Genomic DNA, 15859 nt, shown 5'->3' with positions numbered 1-15859 from the left:
CGCGCCCAGCCGCCGCGCCCGCCCTCCCCGCTGACGGATGCTTCAGTCAGCCGCAGTCCGGATGCCGCAGAACGCGAACCGGAAGACGAGCTCGCCGGTGGGCAGCAGGTGCTTCTCCAGCGGACGTGCACCCCAGGAGTCGTCGCCGGCCACGCCGCGGCGCATCAGCGCCGGCCGCACGATCGTGCGGTGGATAGGCGGCAGCTCGTTCGGATGCAGTGCGCTCTCGATCTCGGCGGGCGTCCAGCTCAACGCCGAGAACTCCATGGTCGGCTCGCCCTCGAAGCGCAGGCCGAAGCCATCGGCATCCGTCACCTCCGCCCAGCGCACCCCCGTGCGGTTCCCCGCCTCCTGCGGACGGATGTAGGGGGTGAGCATGTCGGCGACCCGTCGATCGTAGATGCCCAGCCGCGCCCCTTCCCGCCGGTCGACGTAGCATTCCTCCGGTCCCTCGCCGTACCAGCGCAGCCGGTCGTACTCGGCGGGCATCGCGATCATGGTCGAGAACTCCGGCATCTCGGCCATGCCCTCGGGCACATGCATCCGCTGAGTCACCTCGACCCGGCCGGTGCCGTCGATCAGGTAGCTGAGATCGCAGTGCGTGACGGGGGTGGTGGGCAACTCGTACCGGTAGCCGATGCGCACGCCGCCGGCTTCGACGTCGACGGAGATGTCGGCCGGTTCGTGGAACCGGCTTGCACGGCCGTAACGGCTCGCGAGCAACCACTGCCCCTCGTCGAACGGACCTCCCCAGCCGCGCTCGTTCGCGGTGGGCGCGTGCCAGAAGTTCGGGGTGACGACGCCCTTGAGCAGCTCACGTCCGCCGGTGCTCGTCTCGCCGAACCGGTAGGAGCCCAGGCCGTTGAAGATGCGCGAGAAGAGCACCTGGAAGCCGGAGCCGTGCACGCCGATGCCCCGTACACCCTCCACGACCGTGGGCGTCGGCGCCGAGACGCGCGCGGGAGGGGCCCCGACGACGAGCACGTGCTCACCCCAGGCGATCTCGTGGCCGGCGGGCGCCCAGCCCGTCGCCGCCCGCAGGTGCAGCGAGACGACGATCGCGTACTCGCCGGATGCGGACGGGACCGGCGCAGGGAGCGGATACGAGGCCGTCTCGCCGGGGGCGACATCGGTGTCGATGATGTCGCTGCGGATCGGCCGCCCGTCCCGGGCGATCGAGACGCGCGTCTCGTACGCGGCGGATGAGGTGAACAGCATCCGGTTGGTCAGTGTGAAACCGGATGCCGAGACATCCACGACGAAGCCCTGATAGAGCCGCTTCATCTCCTGCGCCTTCGGCGTCGGCGAGTGGTCGGCGAAGAAGATGCCGTTGCCACTGAAGTCGTGATCGTGCGGCGCCTCGCCGTTGTCGCCGCCGTAGCCGAAGAACTCCCGCCCGTAGCGGTCAGTCATCCGGATCGCCTGATCGGCGAAGTCCCAGATGAAACCGCCCTGGAACAGTTCATCGCGGTAGGCGAGATCGACGTACTCCCCCACACCGCCGAAGGAGTTTCCCATCGCGTGCGCGTACTCGCAGAGGATGAAAGGCTTGTCGCGGTGTTCGCGCAGGTATGCCTCCACGCCGGCGGCCGGGGTGTACATCTGGCTGGCGATGTCGGTGGTCTCGGGAAAGCGGGGGTCCCAGTGCACACCCTCGTAGTGCACCGGCCGGTCGTCGACGGAGCGGAACCAGTCGGCCACGTCGCGCAGCACGCTGCCGCCGAAGGATTCGTTGCCGCACGACCAGATGACCACACTCGGGTGGTTCTTGTCCCGCTCGAGCATGCTGCGGGCGCGGTCGAGCACCGCCGGTAGCCATTCGGCGTGGTCGCCCGGGAGGGCGGTGTCCAGTGGAGCGCCCTGCTGCAGGATCCTGGTCCAGCGCGCGTGCGTCTCCAGGTTCATCTCGTCGATGACCAGCAGACCGTACTCGTCGGCGAGCGCGTAGAACGCCGAGTCGTTCGGGTAGTGGCTCGTGCGCACGGCGTTCACGTTGTGCGCCTTCAGCATCCGGATGTCGGATTCGGTCAGCGCCCGGGACGGGACGCGTCCATTCAGTCCGAACTCGTGCCGGTTGATGCCGTTGAACACCACGCGGGCGCCGTTGAGCGAGAGCACCCCGTTCTCGATGCCGAAGCGACGGATACCGATACGCTGCGGGATGACCTCGAGCAGCGCTCCTCGGCATCCGTCACCTCGATCACGAGGTCGTAGAGGTGCGGATCCTCCGGACTCCACAGCCGCGCATTCTCGACCTGCAGCGCGAACGACCCGTCGCCGCGGGCGGCGAGATCCCCCACGCCCTCCAGCCGCGCGGTGACGTCGCCCTCCGCCCCGGCCAGCGCGACGCACAGCACGACCTCGGCGGATGCCAGGTCGTCGGCGACGGTCGTCGTCACCCTGATGTCCTCGGCGTGCACCGCCGCCCGGCGATACAGGGTCACGTCGCGGAAGATGCCCGAGAACCGGAAGAAGTCCTGGTCCTCGAGCCAGGAGCCGGAGCTGTAGGTGAACACCTGCGCGGCGATCCTGTTCTCGCCCTCGACCAGCGCATCCGTCAGATCGAACTCGTTCGGCGTGAAGCTGTCCGTGCCGTAGCCGATGTACCGGCCGTTCACCCACAGCGCGATCGCGCTCTCCGCGCCGTCGAAGCTCACGCTCAGCCGCTCGCCCGGCGCGAGCGGGGTCTGCAGCGCGAACGTGCGCACATAGCATCCGATCGGATTGTCGCGGGTCGGCACCTGCCCCGGCTCGATGTCCTCCAGCCCGTCCCAGGCGTAGCCCACGTTGACGTACTGCGGACGGTCGTAGCCCTGCAGTTGCAGGTGCGACGGGACCGGGATGTCGTCCCAGCCGGATACGTCGACATCCGGATGCTCGAAGCCGGCGATCACCTGACTCTGGTTCTTCGCGCAGTGGAACTTCCAGAGCCCGTTGAGCGACTGCTCGAAGGAGCTGACGCCCGACCGCGCCTCGTCGGCGTCGGCGAACCACCGATGATCGGAGTGCGCGGGAAGGCGGTTCTCGGAGACGAAGGACGGGTCGGCGATGCGGTCGAGGTCGAATGCAGGGGTGTGTGTCACTTGATGGCTCCGGTGATGCCCTGCGCGAAGGCCCGCTGCAGGATGAGGAAGACGAGGATCGTCGGCAGCGAGGTCAGCAGCACGGCGAGCATGAGCACTCCGTAGTCGGTGACGTAGCCGGCCGTGAGGTTGGCGATGAGCATGGGCATGGTCTGCACCGCGTTGTCGAGCAGGATCACTCGCGGCCAGAGGAAGTTGTTCCACGAGGTCATGAAGGTGATCACCGCTGCGGCGGCGAAGGTGGACTTCATCGTCGGCACATAGATGCGGGCGAAGATGGAGAGCTCCTTGAGCCCGTCGATGCGGGCCGCCTCGATGATCTCGTACGGGAACGAGCGCGAGGCCTGGCGGAACAGCAGGATCAGCAGCGGCGTGGAGATCGCCGGGATGATCACCGCGAACAGCGAGTTGACCATGCCGAGCTGCGCGAACATGCGGAACAGCGGGATCATGATCGCTGCGAACGGGATCATCATGGCGAGCATCAGGATCGCCATCACGATGTCCTTGCCGCGGGAGTGATAGATCTCGAACCCGTACCCGGCGACGGCGCAGACGATCAGCGCCAGCACTGTCGTGCCGATCGCGATCAGGGCCGAGCTGGTCATGGCCGCGCCGATGTCCTGCTGCTTCATGAGCGCCGTCATGTTGTCGAACAGGTGGCCCCCGGGGGTGAGCCGGGATGCGAGGACGTCCTGCGTCGAGTTCGTCGCGGAGACGAGCATGAAGTAGAGCGGGAAGATCGAGAACAGAGCGAACACCGACAGGAACACGTACCCGGGGACCCGTCGCCAGGCGTACTTAGTCACGCTTGTCACCCACCTTCAGCTGGATGAGGGCGAGCACGGCGACCATGATCAGGATCACGTACGAGATCGCCGAGCCGTAGCCCACGTTCGGGTTCTTCAGGAAAGCCAGCTCGTACAGGTAGTGCGACATCGACATCGAGTTGTACGAGGGGCCGCCCTTGGTCAGCGACCAGGATTCGTCGAAGAGCTGCAGGGTGCCGTTGATCGACATGATCGCGGTCAGCACGATCATCGGCCGCAGCTGCGGAACCGTCACGTACCAGAACGTCTTGAAGGATCCTGCGCCGTCGATGCGCGCGGCCTCCAATGTCGAGTGGTCGACGTTCTGGAGCGCGGCGAGGAAGAAGATCATGTTGTAGCCGGTCCACCTCCAGATCAGACCGATCACGATGACGAAGCGGGCCGTCCACGGCTCGCCGAGCCAGTTCAGCGGGTCGTGCATCAGCCCGAGGCCCATCAGAGCGTCGTTGACCAGGCCGTCGGTGGCGAACATGGTGCGGAACACCAGCGAGTACGACACCAGCGACACCGCGCACGGCAGGAAGATCATCGTGCGCCAGACGGCCTTGTACCTCAGCTTCGGGTCATTCAGCAGGTTGGCGAGCACCATTGCCAGGATCAGCATGATCGGCACCTGGATCACCAGGTAGAAGACCGTGTTGAACATGGTGAGCTTGAAGATCTCGTCGTGCAGCAGGCGCTCGAAGTTCATCCAGAGCGGATCGGCCCAGTTCAGGCGCGAACCGCGCCCGGTCTGCAACGAGAGGATGAATGCCTGGATCATCGGCACGAAGCTCAGCAGCGTGATCAGCAGCGCTGCGGGGATGAGGAATCCCCAGCCGGTCAGGTTCCGGCGTCGCGCGGTGTCGAGCCAGGCGCCTCTGCGCGGGGAGAAGTCCGGCGGAGGGCTGCTGCGCCGACGGCGGCCGGTGCCGCCGGAGGTCACGATCGCTTGAGTCGCCACGGTGCGCGCTCGCTTTCACAGGTCGGAGGATGGGATGGTGCCGGGCGGGCCCGTGGGCCCACCCGGCGTGCAGGACGGGTCGCTGTCTAGCCCATCGCGAATTCGACGTTGCTCTGCGCCTCATCGAGCGCACTATTGATGTCCGCGCCGCCGATGATCTTCGTCATCGCCGCGCTGACGGCATCCCGACCCTCGTAGTAGTAGACGCCGGTGTTGTTGCTCGGCACCTTCGCGCCGTACTCGACGACCTGCTGGAAGATCGGCTGGTCGCCGAAGAACTCGCTCGGCTGCGCGTAGACGTCACTGTCGCCGGCCGGGATCCAGTTGGCGACCGCACCGGACTTCGGCAGGATCGTGTCGTACAGGTCGGTCGAGCCGGCGAAGGTGGCACTCAGGAAGTCGGATGCCAGCTCGGTGTTGCCGGTCGAGCTGATCGCCCACGAGGATCCGCCGTTGGCGGAGTAGTTGGTCGCGCCGGCGATGCCGTCGAGCTTGGGGAGATCGGTGATGCCCCAGTTGCCGGCCTGATCGGTCGCGGTCTGGATCGAGCCGACGATCCAGATGCCGTTGATCGTGCCGCCAACTGAGCCGTTCACGAAGGTGCCGATGTACTCATCCCAGGAGTTGACCTCGACGAGCACACCCGACTTGACCAGTTCGGCGTACACCTCGATCGCGTCGACGAGCACGTCGTTGCCGGCGATGGTGGGCTTTCCGTCGCTGTCGAACAGGCTCGCGCCGGCCGACTGCAGCATCATCATCGGGATGTCGGCGGAGCCGGCCTGACCCGACAGCAAGGGCTTGCCCGTCTTGGCCAGCACGTCCTTGCCCTTGGTGAGGTACTCATCCCAGGTGATGCCGGTGAAGTCATCGATCGTGTAGCCGGCCTCCTCGAGCACGTCGGTGCGCAGCGCCGTGACCGCAGTGCCGGAGTCGAAGGGCACACCGTAGTTCACGCCGTCGATCTCGGAGTACGCGGTGACGCCCTTCGGGAACTGTGAGAAGTCGATGTCCGAGTCGGCGAAGTCGCTGAACAGATCGGGGTAGTTGATGGCGTTCTTCTGGAATGCGTTGTTCTGCATCAGGAAGATGTCGGGCAGCTCACCGGTCTGCTGCGACTGGGCGATGGTGGTCAGCTTGGCCTGCAGGTCCTCCCACGGCGTCTCGACGATCTTCAGAGTGAAGTCGGGGTGGTCCTTCTGGTAGACCTTCTCGGCCTCCTGCATCGCATAGATGTTGAACGACGGGTCCCACGCCCAGACGGTCAGCGTGTTGTCGTCGCCCGAACCGGCATCGCCGTCGTCACCGCCGCCCGAGCAGGCGGTCAGAGCGAAGAGCGGAAGGATCGCCGCGGCGGTCAGCGCCGCGAACTTGGTCATGCGCTTCATCGAAGCATGTCCTCTCGGTGGTTCATGTCGTCGCGGAGCACGTCCCCGACCCTGCCTGCGACTCTCGATGTCACTGGCAACACCCAAATGATTACGTAAACATTCCGCGCCTGGCAAGCCCCGTTACGCGATCGTGACCTCCCCTCCCCGCCGAGACTTCCTCTCGGGCACGAGACTTCCCTTCCAGCACGAGGCGGGGGCGCAGGCGTCATGTCTGGTGCTGGAAAGGAAGTCTCACCGCGGGAAAGGAAGTCTCACGCGGAGGACGAAGTCTCACGCGGGAACAGAAGTCTCACGCGGCAGCAGAAGTCTCCGCGCGCTTCGCGAGGCGCATCCAGGTCTCCACGACCGTGTCGGGGTTGAGCGACATCGACTCGACGCCCTGATCGAGCAGCCAGTCGGCGAGGTCGGGATGGTCGGAGGGGCCCTGCCCGCAGATGCCCACGTACTTGCCGCGGCGCAGACAGGCCTCGATGGCCAGGGCGAGCATCTTCTTCACCGCCGGGTCGCGTTCATCGAAGGTCTGCGCCACGAGCGACGAGTCGCGGTCGAGGCCGAGGGTGAGTTGCGTCATGTCGTTCGACCCGATCGAGAACCCGTCGAAGTGGTCCAGGAACTCGTCCGCCAGCAGCGCGTTCGAGGGCACCTCGCACATCATCACGACCTCGAGCCCGTTCTCGCCCCGGCGCAGACCGTTCTCGGCCAGAAGCTGGACGACGGCCGCCCCCTCTGCCACGGTGCGCACGAACGGGATCATGATCTTCACGTTCGTCAGGCCCATGTCATCGCGCACGCGCCGGATCGCCTCGCACTCCATGTCGAAGCACTCCCGGAAGTCGGCCGAGATGTACCGGGATGCACCCCGGTACCCGATCATCGGGTTCTCCTCGTGCGGCTCATAGCGGTCGCCGCCGAGCAGGTTCGCGTACTCGTTCGACTTGAAATCGCTCATCCGCACGATCACCGGCTCGGGCGCGAACGCCGCCGCCAGCATCGCGACGCCCTCCACCACCCGCTGCACGAAGAACTCGCGCGGTGACGGGTAGGCGGCGATGCGGTCCGCCACCTGCGCGCGCAGTTCGTCGGGCAGCGCGTCGAACTCGAGCAGCGCCCGGGGGTGGATGCCGATCTGGCGGTTGATGACGAACTCCAGTCGCGCGAGCCCCACCCCGCGGTTGGGCAGGCGGGAGAACGAGAACGCCTGATCCGGCGTGCCGACGTTCATCATGATCTTCACCGGCACCTCCGGCATCCGATCCAGTCTCGTCTCCTCCTCGCGGAAGTCGAGCAGCCCCTGGTAGACGAAGCCGTCATCGCCCTCCGCGCAGGACACGGTGACGTCCAGTCCGTCGGGCAGCACCCGGGTGGCATCCCCGGTGCCGACGACGGCGGGGATGCCGAGTTCGCGGGCGATGATCGCCGCGTGGCAGGTGCGGCCACCGCGGTTGGTGACGATCGCGGACGCCTTCTTCATAATCGGCTCCCAGTCGGGGTCGGTCATGTCCGCCACCAGCACGTCCCCGGCGCCGAACGAGGCCATCTCGTCGATGCTGCGCAGCACCTTCACCGCACCGGAGCCGATCTTCTGGCCGATCGCACGACCGGTGGCGAGCACCTCGCTGCGCTCGGCGAGCACGAAACGACGCATGACATTCGCATCCGCGCGTGACACGACGGTCTCGGGCCGCGCCTGCAGGATGTACAGCTGGCCGTCGATGCCGTCGCGCGCCCACTCGATGTCCATCGGACGGCCGTAGTGCCGCTCGATCGTGACGGCGTGGCGCGCGAGCTCGAGCACCTCGGCATCCGTGATGCTGAACAGCCGCCGCTGCCCGACCGGCACGTCCTCGAAGACGGTCGTGCCGCCGACCTGGTCGCTCTCGGTGTACCGCATGGCGATGGCCTTCTCGCCGACGGAGCGCTTGAGGATCGCCGGCCGGGCCGCGGCGAGCGCGGGCTTGTAGACGTAGAACTCATCGGGGTTCACGGCGCCCTGCACGACGGCTTCACCGAGTCCGTAGGAGCTGGTGATGAAGACCGCGTCCTCGAAGCCCGATTCGGTGTCGACGGTGAACATCACGCCCGACGCCCCGATGTCGGAGCGCACCATCCGCTGGATGCCGACCGACAGCGCGACGTCGTGGTGGTCGAATCCGTTGTGCACGCGGTAGGCGATCGCACGGTCGTTGTAGAGAGAGGAGAAGACCTGCTTGGCAGCCTGCAGGATGTTCTCGATGCCGGAGATGTTCAGGAAGGTCTCCTGCTGCCCGGCGAACGAGGCGTCGGGCAGGTCTTCGGCGGTGGCCGAGGAGCGCACCGCCCAGGAGACGGCATCCGGGGAGGGGTCGTTGTCGACCAGCAGCGCGTAGGCGGCACGAATGTCGTGCTCGATGTCGTCCGGCAGCGGCTGCTGCTCGATCCAGTCGCGCACCGTCGCGCCGACGCGGGAGAGCTGGGTGACGTCGTCGACGTCGATCGCCTCGACGGCGGCACGGATGCGGTCGTCCAGACCGCCGGATGCCAGGAACGCGCGATACGCGTCGGCCGTGGTGGCGAAGCCTCCGGGCACGCGCACGCCCAGGTCGGACAGATGCGAGACCATCTCTCCGAGGGAGGCGTTCTTGCCGCCGACCTGGGCAAGGTCGCCCATGCCGACCTCGTGGAACCAGAGGATGCTGCTCATAGCGCTTCTTCTTTCACTCGGGTCACGCACGCAGCTTCATGGTCTGCATGATGACCGCCGACATCTCCTCGACGCTCTTCGTCGAGGAGTTCAGGAACGGGACGCGGTTTCGTCGGTACAGGTCTTCGGCGCGGCGCAGCTCGAGCGTGCACTGCTCGAGGCTCGAGTAGCGCGAGCTGGGCCGGCGCTCGTGGCGCACCTGGCTCAGCCGCAGCGGGGTGGTCGTGAGACCGAAGCAGCGCTCGCGGTACTTCGCCACGGCCCGCGGCAGGCCCTCGGAGGGGAAGTCGTCGTCGGTGAGCGGGTAGTTCGCCACCCGCAGCCCGTGCTGCAGGGCGAGGTACATCGTCGTGGGCGTCTTGCCGCACCGCGACGGGGCGATGATGACGACGTCGGCCTGGTCGAGGGCACGGGCGCTCTGCCCGTCGTCGTGCTCGATCGCGTACTCCACGGCGCGCATGCGGGCGAAGTACCGTTCGGTGTCGCCGAGGCCGTGGAACTGCCCGAGCTGCTCGGATGCCGTGGTGCCGAGCGCCCGCTCCAGTTCGGTCAGATGTCCGGCCAGCAGATCGATGACCGTCGCCTTCGAGGCGCTGAGGATGCTGCGCAGCCCGGCCCGCTTGACCGTGATGAACAGCAATGGCGCACGGCCGGCGGTCGCGTCGTTCTCGATGCTCGCCGCGACCGATCGCGCTTCGGTGTCGGTGGCGACGAAGGGGATCGTGCGCTTCAGAAACCGGATGCCGGGGAAGTTCGCCAGCAGGGCGTTGCCGAGGGTCTCCGCCGTGACGCCCGTGCTGTCGGATACGAAATACGCGGCGCGGAGGGCGCTGACCTCGGGGGTGTCAGGGGCGGGGAGAGTGACCACGATTCGACGTTACGGAAAGATCTAGGGTGCTGATGACCATATCGGCATGAAGGATTGTGAGTTCTTTACGAAATGGTAGGGAAGTGCGCCCGCGAGCCGATGCGGTAGAGTTCCTCACGTCCGCCCACATTGGCGCACGTTCACCCGGCCGCGATCTTGGCCGCTCGTCCTCTCCCGACCAGCATCCAGGAGCGCCATGCCCATCTCCCGACGATTCCGCGGGCTCAGCGCCGCCGTGGTCCTGCTCGCGGCACCCCTGCTCCTCGCCGCCTGCGGCGGTGCGGAGAGCGCGGCATCCGTCGCGCCCTCCACCTCGACGGAGACCTCCGGGTACCCCTTCACTGTCGACAACTGCGGCACCCCGGTCACCTTCGACAGCGCGCCCGAGCGCGTGCTGGCGATCAAGTCGACGTCGATCGAGCTGCTCCTGGCGCTGGGGCTGGATGACCGGATCATCGGCACGGCCTTCCCGGACGGCCCGGCGGCCGATGAGTGGGCCGAGCGCGCGGCATCCCTCCCTCTTATCGACGAGAGGGTGCCGGGCCAGGAGGCGACGCTCGACCTCGAACCCGACCTCGTCTACGCGGGCTGGGAGTCGAACGTCACCGCCGACGGTGCGGGCGACCGCGACACGCTCGCCTCGCTCGGCGTGAACACCTACGTCTCCCCCTCGGCCTGCCAGGAGCCGGCCTACCAGCCGAAACCTCTGACGTTCGACGACGTGTTCGCCGACATCGCCGAGATGGGCCGGATCTTCGACGTGCCCGACCGCGCCGACCGGCTGGTCGATGCGCTGCGCGAGCGCCTCGACGCCGTGACTCCCGACAGCCGCGGGCTGACCGCGCTCTGGTTCAGCTCCGGCAGCGACACCCCGTTCGTCGGTGCGGGCATCGGCGCGCCGCAGATGATGATGGATGCTGTAGGCCTCAGGAACATCGCCGCCGACATCCCCGAGACCTGGTCGAGCATGAGCTGGGAGGCCGTCGTCGATGCCGACCCGGATGTGATCGTGCTCGTCGACTCGGCCTGGGGATCGACCGAGAAGAAGATCGGCGTGCTCGAGGCGAACCCGGCCACTGCGCAGCTGCCGGCTGTGCGCGAGCACCGCTACCTGATCATCCCCTTCCCCACCGCCGAGGCGGGCGTGCGCAACGTCGAGGCCGTCGAGTCGCTCACGGCCCAGCTGGCGGAGCTGCCACTGCCATGACCTCGACCGCCGAGCGCTCCCCGCGCACCCGCACCGCCCCGCCGGCGACGCCGGGCACGCCCGCGCATTGGATGCCGCGCACGAACCCGTCCCGGCGCGCGCGTCTCGCGCTGTGGACGGCGGTCCTGCTGCTGGCACTCGCCGCCTCGATCGTCGTCGCCGTCGCACTCGGCCCCGCCGACATCACTCCGTGGGACGCCTGGCGCAGCATCCTCGCCCGGCTCGGCATCGGCGAATCGCCGTTGAGCACGCTGCGCGACGGCATCGTCTGGGAGCTGCGGATGCCGCGGGTGCTCACCTCCGCGGCCGTCGGTGCCGGGCTGGCACTGTGCGGCGCGATCATGCAGGCGGTGCTGCGCAATCCGCTCGCCGACCCGTACCTGCTGGGGCTGTCGTCCGGTGCGTCGCTGGGCGCGGTGGTCGTGATCGTGCTCGGCGTCGCCCTCGCGCTCCCGGTCGCGGCCTTCGCCGGCGCCCTGGCGGCTCTCGTCGCGACGCTGCTGCTGGCCGGGGCGGTCGGGCGGATCACCGCCTCCCGCACGATCCTCGCCGGCATCGCCGTCTCGGCTGTGCTGGGGGCGCTGACCAGCCTGATCATCTTCTGGAGCGCGACCGGCGACAGCTACCGCGAGATCCTCGGCTGGCTGCTCGGCTCGCTCGCCGGGGTGACCTGGCCGACGGCATCCGTCGCGTTGATCGCGCTTCTCGTCGTGGGCGGGCCGCTGCTGCTGACCGGCGGCACCCTCGACGCCTTCGCGTTCGGAGACCGGTCGGCCGCCTCGCTCGGCGTCCCGGTCGCGCGCACGCGCTGGGTGCTGCTGGGGGCGACGGCGCTGCTGACCGGCGGACTGGTCGCGGTGAGCGGATCCATCGGGTTCGTGGGGCTGGTGGTGCCACACGCCGTGCGGCTGACGGCCGGTGCGCGGCACCGGATGCTGCTGCCGCTGTCCGCGCTGACCGGCGCCGTCTTCCTGATCTGGGCCGACACCCTCGCGCGCACCCTGTTCGACCCGAAGGAGCTGCCGGTGGGCGTCGTCACCGCGCTGATCGGCGCCCCGCTGTTCGCCGGACTGCTGCTGCGGGCAAGGAGGATCTCATGAGCGATGCTCCCCCGCTGCACGTCGACCGCGTCTCCTTCTCGCGCAGCGGGCGGCTGCTCGTCGACGGCGTGGACTGCACGGTCGAGGCCGGGTCGCTGACCGCGCTGGTGGGCCCGAACGGCGCCGGCAAGTCGACGCTGCTGCACCTGATCGCCTGCGCCGAGACGCCGACGGGCGGCGTGCTGAGGCTGGGCGGGACGGATGCCAGGGCATGCGCCGCCGCACCAGGGCGCAGTACGCGGCGCTGGTCGAGCAGCAGGCCGAGACCGAGCTGGATCTCGACGTGCACGATGTCGTGCTGCTCGGGCGCACCCCGCATCTGTCGGCGCTGGGCGGCCCGGGCGCTGTGGACGATGAGATCGCACGGTTCGCGCTGCGCCAGACCAGAGCCGAAGAGCTCGCCGGCAGGCGCTTCCAGGAGCTCTCCGGCGGCGAGCGCCAGCGCGTGCTGCTGGCCCGTGCTCTCGCGCAGGAGCCGACGGTGCTGCTCATGGACGAGCCGACCAATCATCTCGACATCCGTGCCCAGCTGCACACCCTCGGGCTGATGCGGGAGCTGGCCGACGACGGCATCGCGGTACTGGCGGCACTGCACGATCTCTCGTTCGCGGCCCGCCATGCCGATCAGGTGATCGTGCTCGATCACGGACGGGTGGTGGCATCCGGTCGCCCGCTCGACGTGCTGACCCCGGGCCTGATCCGGCTCGTCTACGGTGTACGGGCTGAAGTGGTGCCGCATCCGGTGGACGGCACCCCGCTGATCGCCTTCTCTCCGCTCGACGACGATCCGGCCGGTGACCTGCCCTCGCCGCTGCCCGCATCATTACACTCGGAGACATGAGCTCTACAGAGATCCCTGCGCACCTGATCGACCTGCTGGAGCGCCCCGTGTTCGGCGTGCTCGCCACCGTCGGCCGCGACGACTCCGCACAGGCAAGCCCGATGTGGTTCGAGCTCATCGACGGCACGATCCGCTTCACGCACACGAACACGCGCACCAAGTATCGCAACCTGCAGCGGAATCCATCGATGAGCTTCGCCGTGTACGACCCCGACAAGCCGTACCGCTACGTGGAGGTGCGCGGACGCCTGACCGAGGTCGTGCCCGACCCGACCGGCGCGTTCTATCAGCAGCTGGCCCGCCGCTACGGCGACGCCGATCCCGCAGCGCCGGCGGATGCCGCCCACCGGGTCATCCTGGTGATGTCGGTCGAGAAGGTCATCGGGCGCTGAGGCGCCGGCTCGCCCGGCATCCGATCAGCGCTCGGCCTCCGGTCAGCGCGCGGCCTCCGGTCAGCTCAGCGCCGGGATGACCTCGCGCTCGAACAGCTCGATGCCCGAGCGGTCGTAGGCGGCCTCGGGGAAGTAGTGGATCGCGTAACCGAGCCCGCGTCCTTCCAGGTCGCGCAGCCGCTCGACGATCTGCTCGGGCGTGCCGACGCCGTAGGCGTGATCGCCGCGGTAGTTGCTCATGACGCCGGCGGTGCGCTCCCCAGATGCGGCGCGAGCCGCGCCTCGATCGCCGCGACACGATCCTCGACCTCCGCCTCGGTCGCGCCGATGACGGTGTTGAAGTTGGTGGAGCGGACGATGGCATCGAAGTCGGTGCCCACGGTCTTGGTGTGCTCTCGCAGGATCGCGCTCTTCGCGTCGAACTCCTCGGGGTTCCCTCCGGCGAAGTTCGTGTACGCGGCGTACTTCGCGGCGATCTTCAGGGTGACCTTCTCGCCACCGCCGGCGATCCACAGCGGAATGCCGCCGTCCTGCAGCGGCAGCGGACGCACGATCGCGCCGTCCGCCTGGTAGTGCTTCCCGTCGAGGGTCGCGGTGCCGGTCGTCCATGCCTGACGCATGATCTGCACACCCTCGTCGAGCCGCCGCAGCCGATCTCCCGCCGACGGGAAGCCGTAGCCGTAGGCCCGCCACTCATGCTCATACCAGCCGCCGCCGATGCCCATCTCGGTGCGCCCGCCGGAGACGACGTCGACGGTCGCGGCGACCTTGGCGAGATACGCCGGGTTGCGGTACGACATGCAGGTGCACATCTGCCCCAGACGGATGCGGCTGGTCGAGGCCGCGAACGCCGACATCAGCGTCCAGGCCTCGTGCGTCGCCTCCTCGCTCGGCACCGGGGTGGTGTGGAAATGGTCGTACACCCACAGCGACTCCCATGGCCCGGCATCCGCCGCCTGCGCGAGATCGCGCATGGCCTGCCACTGTGCGGCCGGCTCGATGCCGACCAGATCGAACCGCCAGCCCTGAGGTACGAAGATTCCGAAGCGCATGCGGGAAGTCTAGCGAGCCGGCCGACATCGGAGCCGGTGTCCGCCGCCGCGGATAGGCTCGATGGCAGCATCCCTTCCGCTCATCGATCACTGGAGTCCCATGAACACGCTTGCCGCCGGCACACCGGATCTCGGACGGATCGGGCTGTGGCGCGGCGGGTCGCTGCTCACCCCGCAGATCGCGGCGACCGCCGAGCGTCTCGGCTATGGCACGGTGTGGGTCGGCGGGTCACCGACGTCCGACCTCGACGTGGTGGACGAGCTGCTCGATGCCACCGAGCGGATCACCGTTGCCACCGGGATCGTGAACATCTGGACCGCCCCGGCTCGGGAGGTCGCCGCGTCGTTCCACCGGATCGAGCAGAGACACCCCGGGCGGTTCGTGCTGGGCATCGGTATCGGCCACCGCGAGAATCAGGGTGAGGTGTACCAGCGGCCGTACGCCGCCCTCGTCGACTACCTCGATGCGCTGGATGCCGAGGGCGTGCCAGCCGCGCGGCGGATGATCTCGGCCCTCGGGCCGCGCACGCTGAAGCTCGCCGCCGAGCGCTCGGCGGGCACGCACCCGTACATGACGACGCCCGCGCACACCCGCTTCGCCCGCGCGACGATCGGAGACGGCCCGCTGATCGCCCTTGAGCAGCGGCTGGTGATGGACGAGGACGACAACACCGCCCGCGCGACCGCCCGGCAGTTCCTGGCCCGGTACCTCGCGCTCTCGAACTACCGCCGAACCCTGGAGAGCCACGGGTTCACGGCATCCGATCTCGACGACGGAGCCACCGATGCCGCCGTCGACGCCCTGGCACCCCACGGCACGCCGGCGATCCTCGCCGCAGCCGTGCGGGCGCAGCGGGACGCCGGGGCCGATCACGTGTGCGTGCAGTTCCTGCCGCAACGGGAAGATCCAGCGCGGCCGCTGGAGCTGCTCGCTGGTGAGCTGGGGCTCGCGGGCTGACTACAGCGCCCGTGGGCGCGGAACGTCCGCCTCGCTGATGGCGTGACGAATCGGCCTGCGGCGTCAGCCCGCGGCGACGATGCGCAGGGTGCAGGAGCGGGCGTCGTCGGTCAGCATCATCCTGACCGGTTCCGGACTCGCGGCATACTTGCGTCGCAGCTCCGCATCGATTCTCGGCTGCACCTCGTCGTCGACGGGGACGTACTCGGTCGCCACGAGCTGGCGGGGAAGATCGAGGGCGGCCTTCCGGTCGCGCTCGGCGATGGCGCCATCGCCGATGACGAAGGCCACCGGGCGTCCGGAGCGCACATGCCGGTACCACCACGCGGTGGCGCCTTTGACCGACCGCACATACGGCACGCCGTCGACGACCATCGCCCAGATCGGCGTCGCGACCAGATCGCCACTGGCCCTCGTCGTCACCACAGCGACGACATCCGTCTCGTCCAGCGTGCGCACGACATCCTCGAAGCTCATGGGAGCGACTCTACCGACCCGCCGGACTGCCGGCTCC

Annotated in this window: 13 protein-coding genes and 2 pseudogenes; 6 read left to right on the top strand and 9 right to left on the bottom strand. The window is 68.3% G+C overall.

Annotated features, from left to right (window positions below; genetic code table 11):
• Positions 1 to 42: 42 nt before the first annotated feature.
• The 7 genes from QUE33_RS14135 to QUE33_RS14105 form a co-directional block, all read right to left on the bottom strand.
• Positions 43 to 2118, bottom strand: coding sequence for a glycoside hydrolase family 2 TIM barrel-domain containing protein (locus QUE33_RS14135; RefSeq protein ID WP_286300859.1), 2076 nt, complete (start codon positions 2116 to 2118; stop codon positions 43 to 45).
• On the bottom strand, positions 2055 to 3083 hold the full coding sequence (locus QUE33_RS14130) for a sugar-binding domain-containing protein (RefSeq protein ID WP_286300858.1): 1029 nt from the start codon (positions 3081 to 3083) through the stop codon (positions 2055 to 2057). The genes QUE33_RS14135 and QUE33_RS14130 overlap by 64 nt, the downstream gene beginning before the upstream one ends.
• On the bottom strand, positions 3080 to 3892 hold the full coding sequence (locus tag QUE33_RS14125; protein ID WP_286300857.1) for a carbohydrate ABC transporter permease: 813 nt from the start codon (positions 3890 to 3892) through the stop codon (positions 3080 to 3082). The genes QUE33_RS14130 and QUE33_RS14125 overlap by 4 nt, the downstream gene beginning before the upstream one ends.
• Positions 3885 to 4856: a carbohydrate ABC transporter permease gene (locus tag QUE33_RS14120; RefSeq protein ID WP_286300856.1), complete on the bottom strand. Its 972-nt coding sequence runs from the start codon at positions 4854 to 4856 to the stop codon at positions 3885 to 3887. The genes QUE33_RS14125 and QUE33_RS14120 overlap by 8 nt, the downstream gene beginning before the upstream one ends.
• A gap of 86 nt (positions 4857 to 4942) precedes the next feature.
• Positions 4943 to 6235 (bottom strand): ABC transporter substrate-binding protein, encoded by a 1293-nt coding sequence (locus QUE33_RS14115; protein WP_286300855.1) that lies wholly within the window; start codon positions 6233 to 6235, stop codon positions 4943 to 4945.
• A gap of 301 nt (positions 6236 to 6536) precedes the next feature.
• Complete coding sequence (ppsA, locus tag QUE33_RS14110; RefSeq protein WP_286300854.1) at positions 6537 to 8927, bottom strand: phosphoenolpyruvate synthase; 2391 nt, start codon at positions 8925 to 8927, stop codon at positions 6537 to 6539.
• Between the two features lie 22 nt (positions 8928 to 8949).
• Positions 8950 to 9795 carry a pyruvate, water dikinase regulatory protein gene (locus QUE33_RS14105; RefSeq protein ID WP_286300853.1) on the bottom strand — a complete coding sequence of 282 codons (846 nt, stop codon included), beginning with the start codon at positions 9793 to 9795 and terminating at the stop codon, positions 8950 to 8952.
• A gap of 196 nt (positions 9796 to 9991) precedes the next feature.
• On the opposite strand from QUE33_RS14105, the gene QUE33_RS14100 reads away from it, so the two are divergent.
• The 5 genes and pseudogenes from QUE33_RS14100 (at position 9992) to QUE33_RS14085 (ending at position 13335) form a co-directional block, all read left to right on the top strand.
• A complete protein-coding gene (locus tag QUE33_RS14100) occupies positions 9992 to 11002 on the top strand; it encodes a putative F420-0 ABC transporter substrate-binding protein (protein ID WP_286300852.1) in 1011 nt (336 codons plus the stop codon).
• Positions 10999 to 12102, top strand: coding sequence for a putative F420-0 ABC transporter permease subunit (locus QUE33_RS14095; RefSeq protein ID WP_378761117.1), 1104 nt, complete (start codon positions 10999 to 11001; stop codon positions 12100 to 12102). The genes QUE33_RS14100 and QUE33_RS14095 overlap by 4 nt, the downstream gene beginning before the upstream one ends.
• Positions 12099 to 12266, top strand: a pseudogene (locus tag QUE33_RS16280) (ATP-binding cassette domain-containing protein); the annotation flags it as partial. The gene QUE33_RS14095 and the pseudogene QUE33_RS16280, both read left to right, overlap by 4 nt.
• A 47-nt stretch (positions 12267 to 12313) precedes the next feature.
• Positions 12314 to 12943, top strand: coding sequence for an ABC transporter ATP-binding protein (locus QUE33_RS14090; RefSeq protein ID WP_350226469.1), 630 nt, complete (start codon positions 12314 to 12316; stop codon positions 12941 to 12943).
• Positions 12940 to 13335: a PPOX class F420-dependent oxidoreductase gene (locus tag QUE33_RS14085; protein WP_286300851.1), complete on the top strand. Its 396-nt coding sequence runs from the start codon at positions 12940 to 12942 to the stop codon at positions 13333 to 13335. Before QUE33_RS14090 ends, QUE33_RS14085 begins: the two co-directional genes overlap by 4 nt.
• Positions 13336 to 13395: 60 nt before the next feature.
• Here QUE33_RS14085 and QUE33_RS14080 read toward each other — a convergent pair.
• Positions 13396 to 14387: pseudogene (locus QUE33_RS14080) on the bottom strand (LLM class F420-dependent oxidoreductase).
• 61 nt (positions 14388 to 14448) lie between these two features.
• Here QUE33_RS14080 and QUE33_RS14075 point away from each other — a divergent pair.
• Complete coding sequence (locus QUE33_RS14075) at positions 14449 to 15345, top strand: TIGR03620 family F420-dependent LLM class oxidoreductase (protein WP_286300850.1); 897 nt, start codon at positions 14449 to 14451, stop codon at positions 15343 to 15345.
• Positions 15346 to 15408: 63 nt separating this feature from the next.
• Here QUE33_RS14075 and QUE33_RS14070 read toward each other — a convergent pair whose 3' ends face one another.
• The gene (locus QUE33_RS14070; protein ID WP_286300849.1) at positions 15409 to 15822 is read right to left on the bottom strand and encodes a DUF2255 family protein; all 414 of its coding nucleotides are present in this window, start codon (positions 15820 to 15822) and stop codon (positions 15409 to 15411) included.
• Between the last annotated feature and the right edge of the window lie 37 nt (positions 15823 to 15859).

Origin of the sequence: Microbacterium suwonense (genome assembly GCF_030296555.1) — a bacterium.
GTDB classification, from domain to species: domain Bacteria; phylum Actinomycetota; class Actinomycetes; order Actinomycetales; family Microbacteriaceae; genus Microbacterium; species Microbacterium suwonense.
The sequence above is the reverse complement of the archived record's forward strand: the minus strand, read 5'-3'. Positions and strand labels throughout refer to the sequence as shown.

What these genes read in the sequence shown, in the direction of transcription:
- QUE33_RS14115 (WP_286300855.1), bottom strand. Translation starts at nt 6,235, where the DNA reads ATGACCAAGTTCGCGGCGCTGACCGCCGCGGCGATCCTTCCGCTCTTC.
- ppsA (WP_286300854.1), bottom strand. Translation starts at nt 8,927, where the DNA reads ATGAGCAGCATCCTCTGGTTCCACGAGGTCGGCATGGGCGACCTTGCC.
- QUE33_RS14100 (WP_286300852.1), top strand. Translation starts at nt 9,992, where the DNA reads ATGCCCATCTCCCGACGATTCCGCGGGCTCAGCGCCGCCGTGGTCCTG.
- QUE33_RS14095 (WP_378761117.1), top strand. Translation starts at nt 10,999, where the DNA reads ATGACCTCGACCGCCGAGCGCTCCCCGCGCACCCGCACCGCCCCGCCG.
- QUE33_RS14090 (WP_350226469.1), top strand. Translation starts at nt 12,314, where the DNA reads ATGCGCCGCCGCACCAGGGCGCAGTACGCGGCGCTGGTCGAGCAGCAG.
- QUE33_RS14085 (WP_286300851.1), top strand. Translation starts at nt 12,940, where the DNA reads ATGAGCTCTACAGAGATCCCTGCGCACCTGATCGACCTGCTGGAGCGC.
- QUE33_RS14075 (WP_286300850.1), top strand. Translation starts at nt 14,449, where the DNA reads ATGGCAGCATCCCTTCCGCTCATCGATCACTGGAGTCCCATGAACACG.
- QUE33_RS14070 (WP_286300849.1), bottom strand. Translation starts at nt 15,822, where the DNA reads ATGAGCTTCGAGGATGTCGTGCGCACGCTGGACGAGACGGATGTCGTC.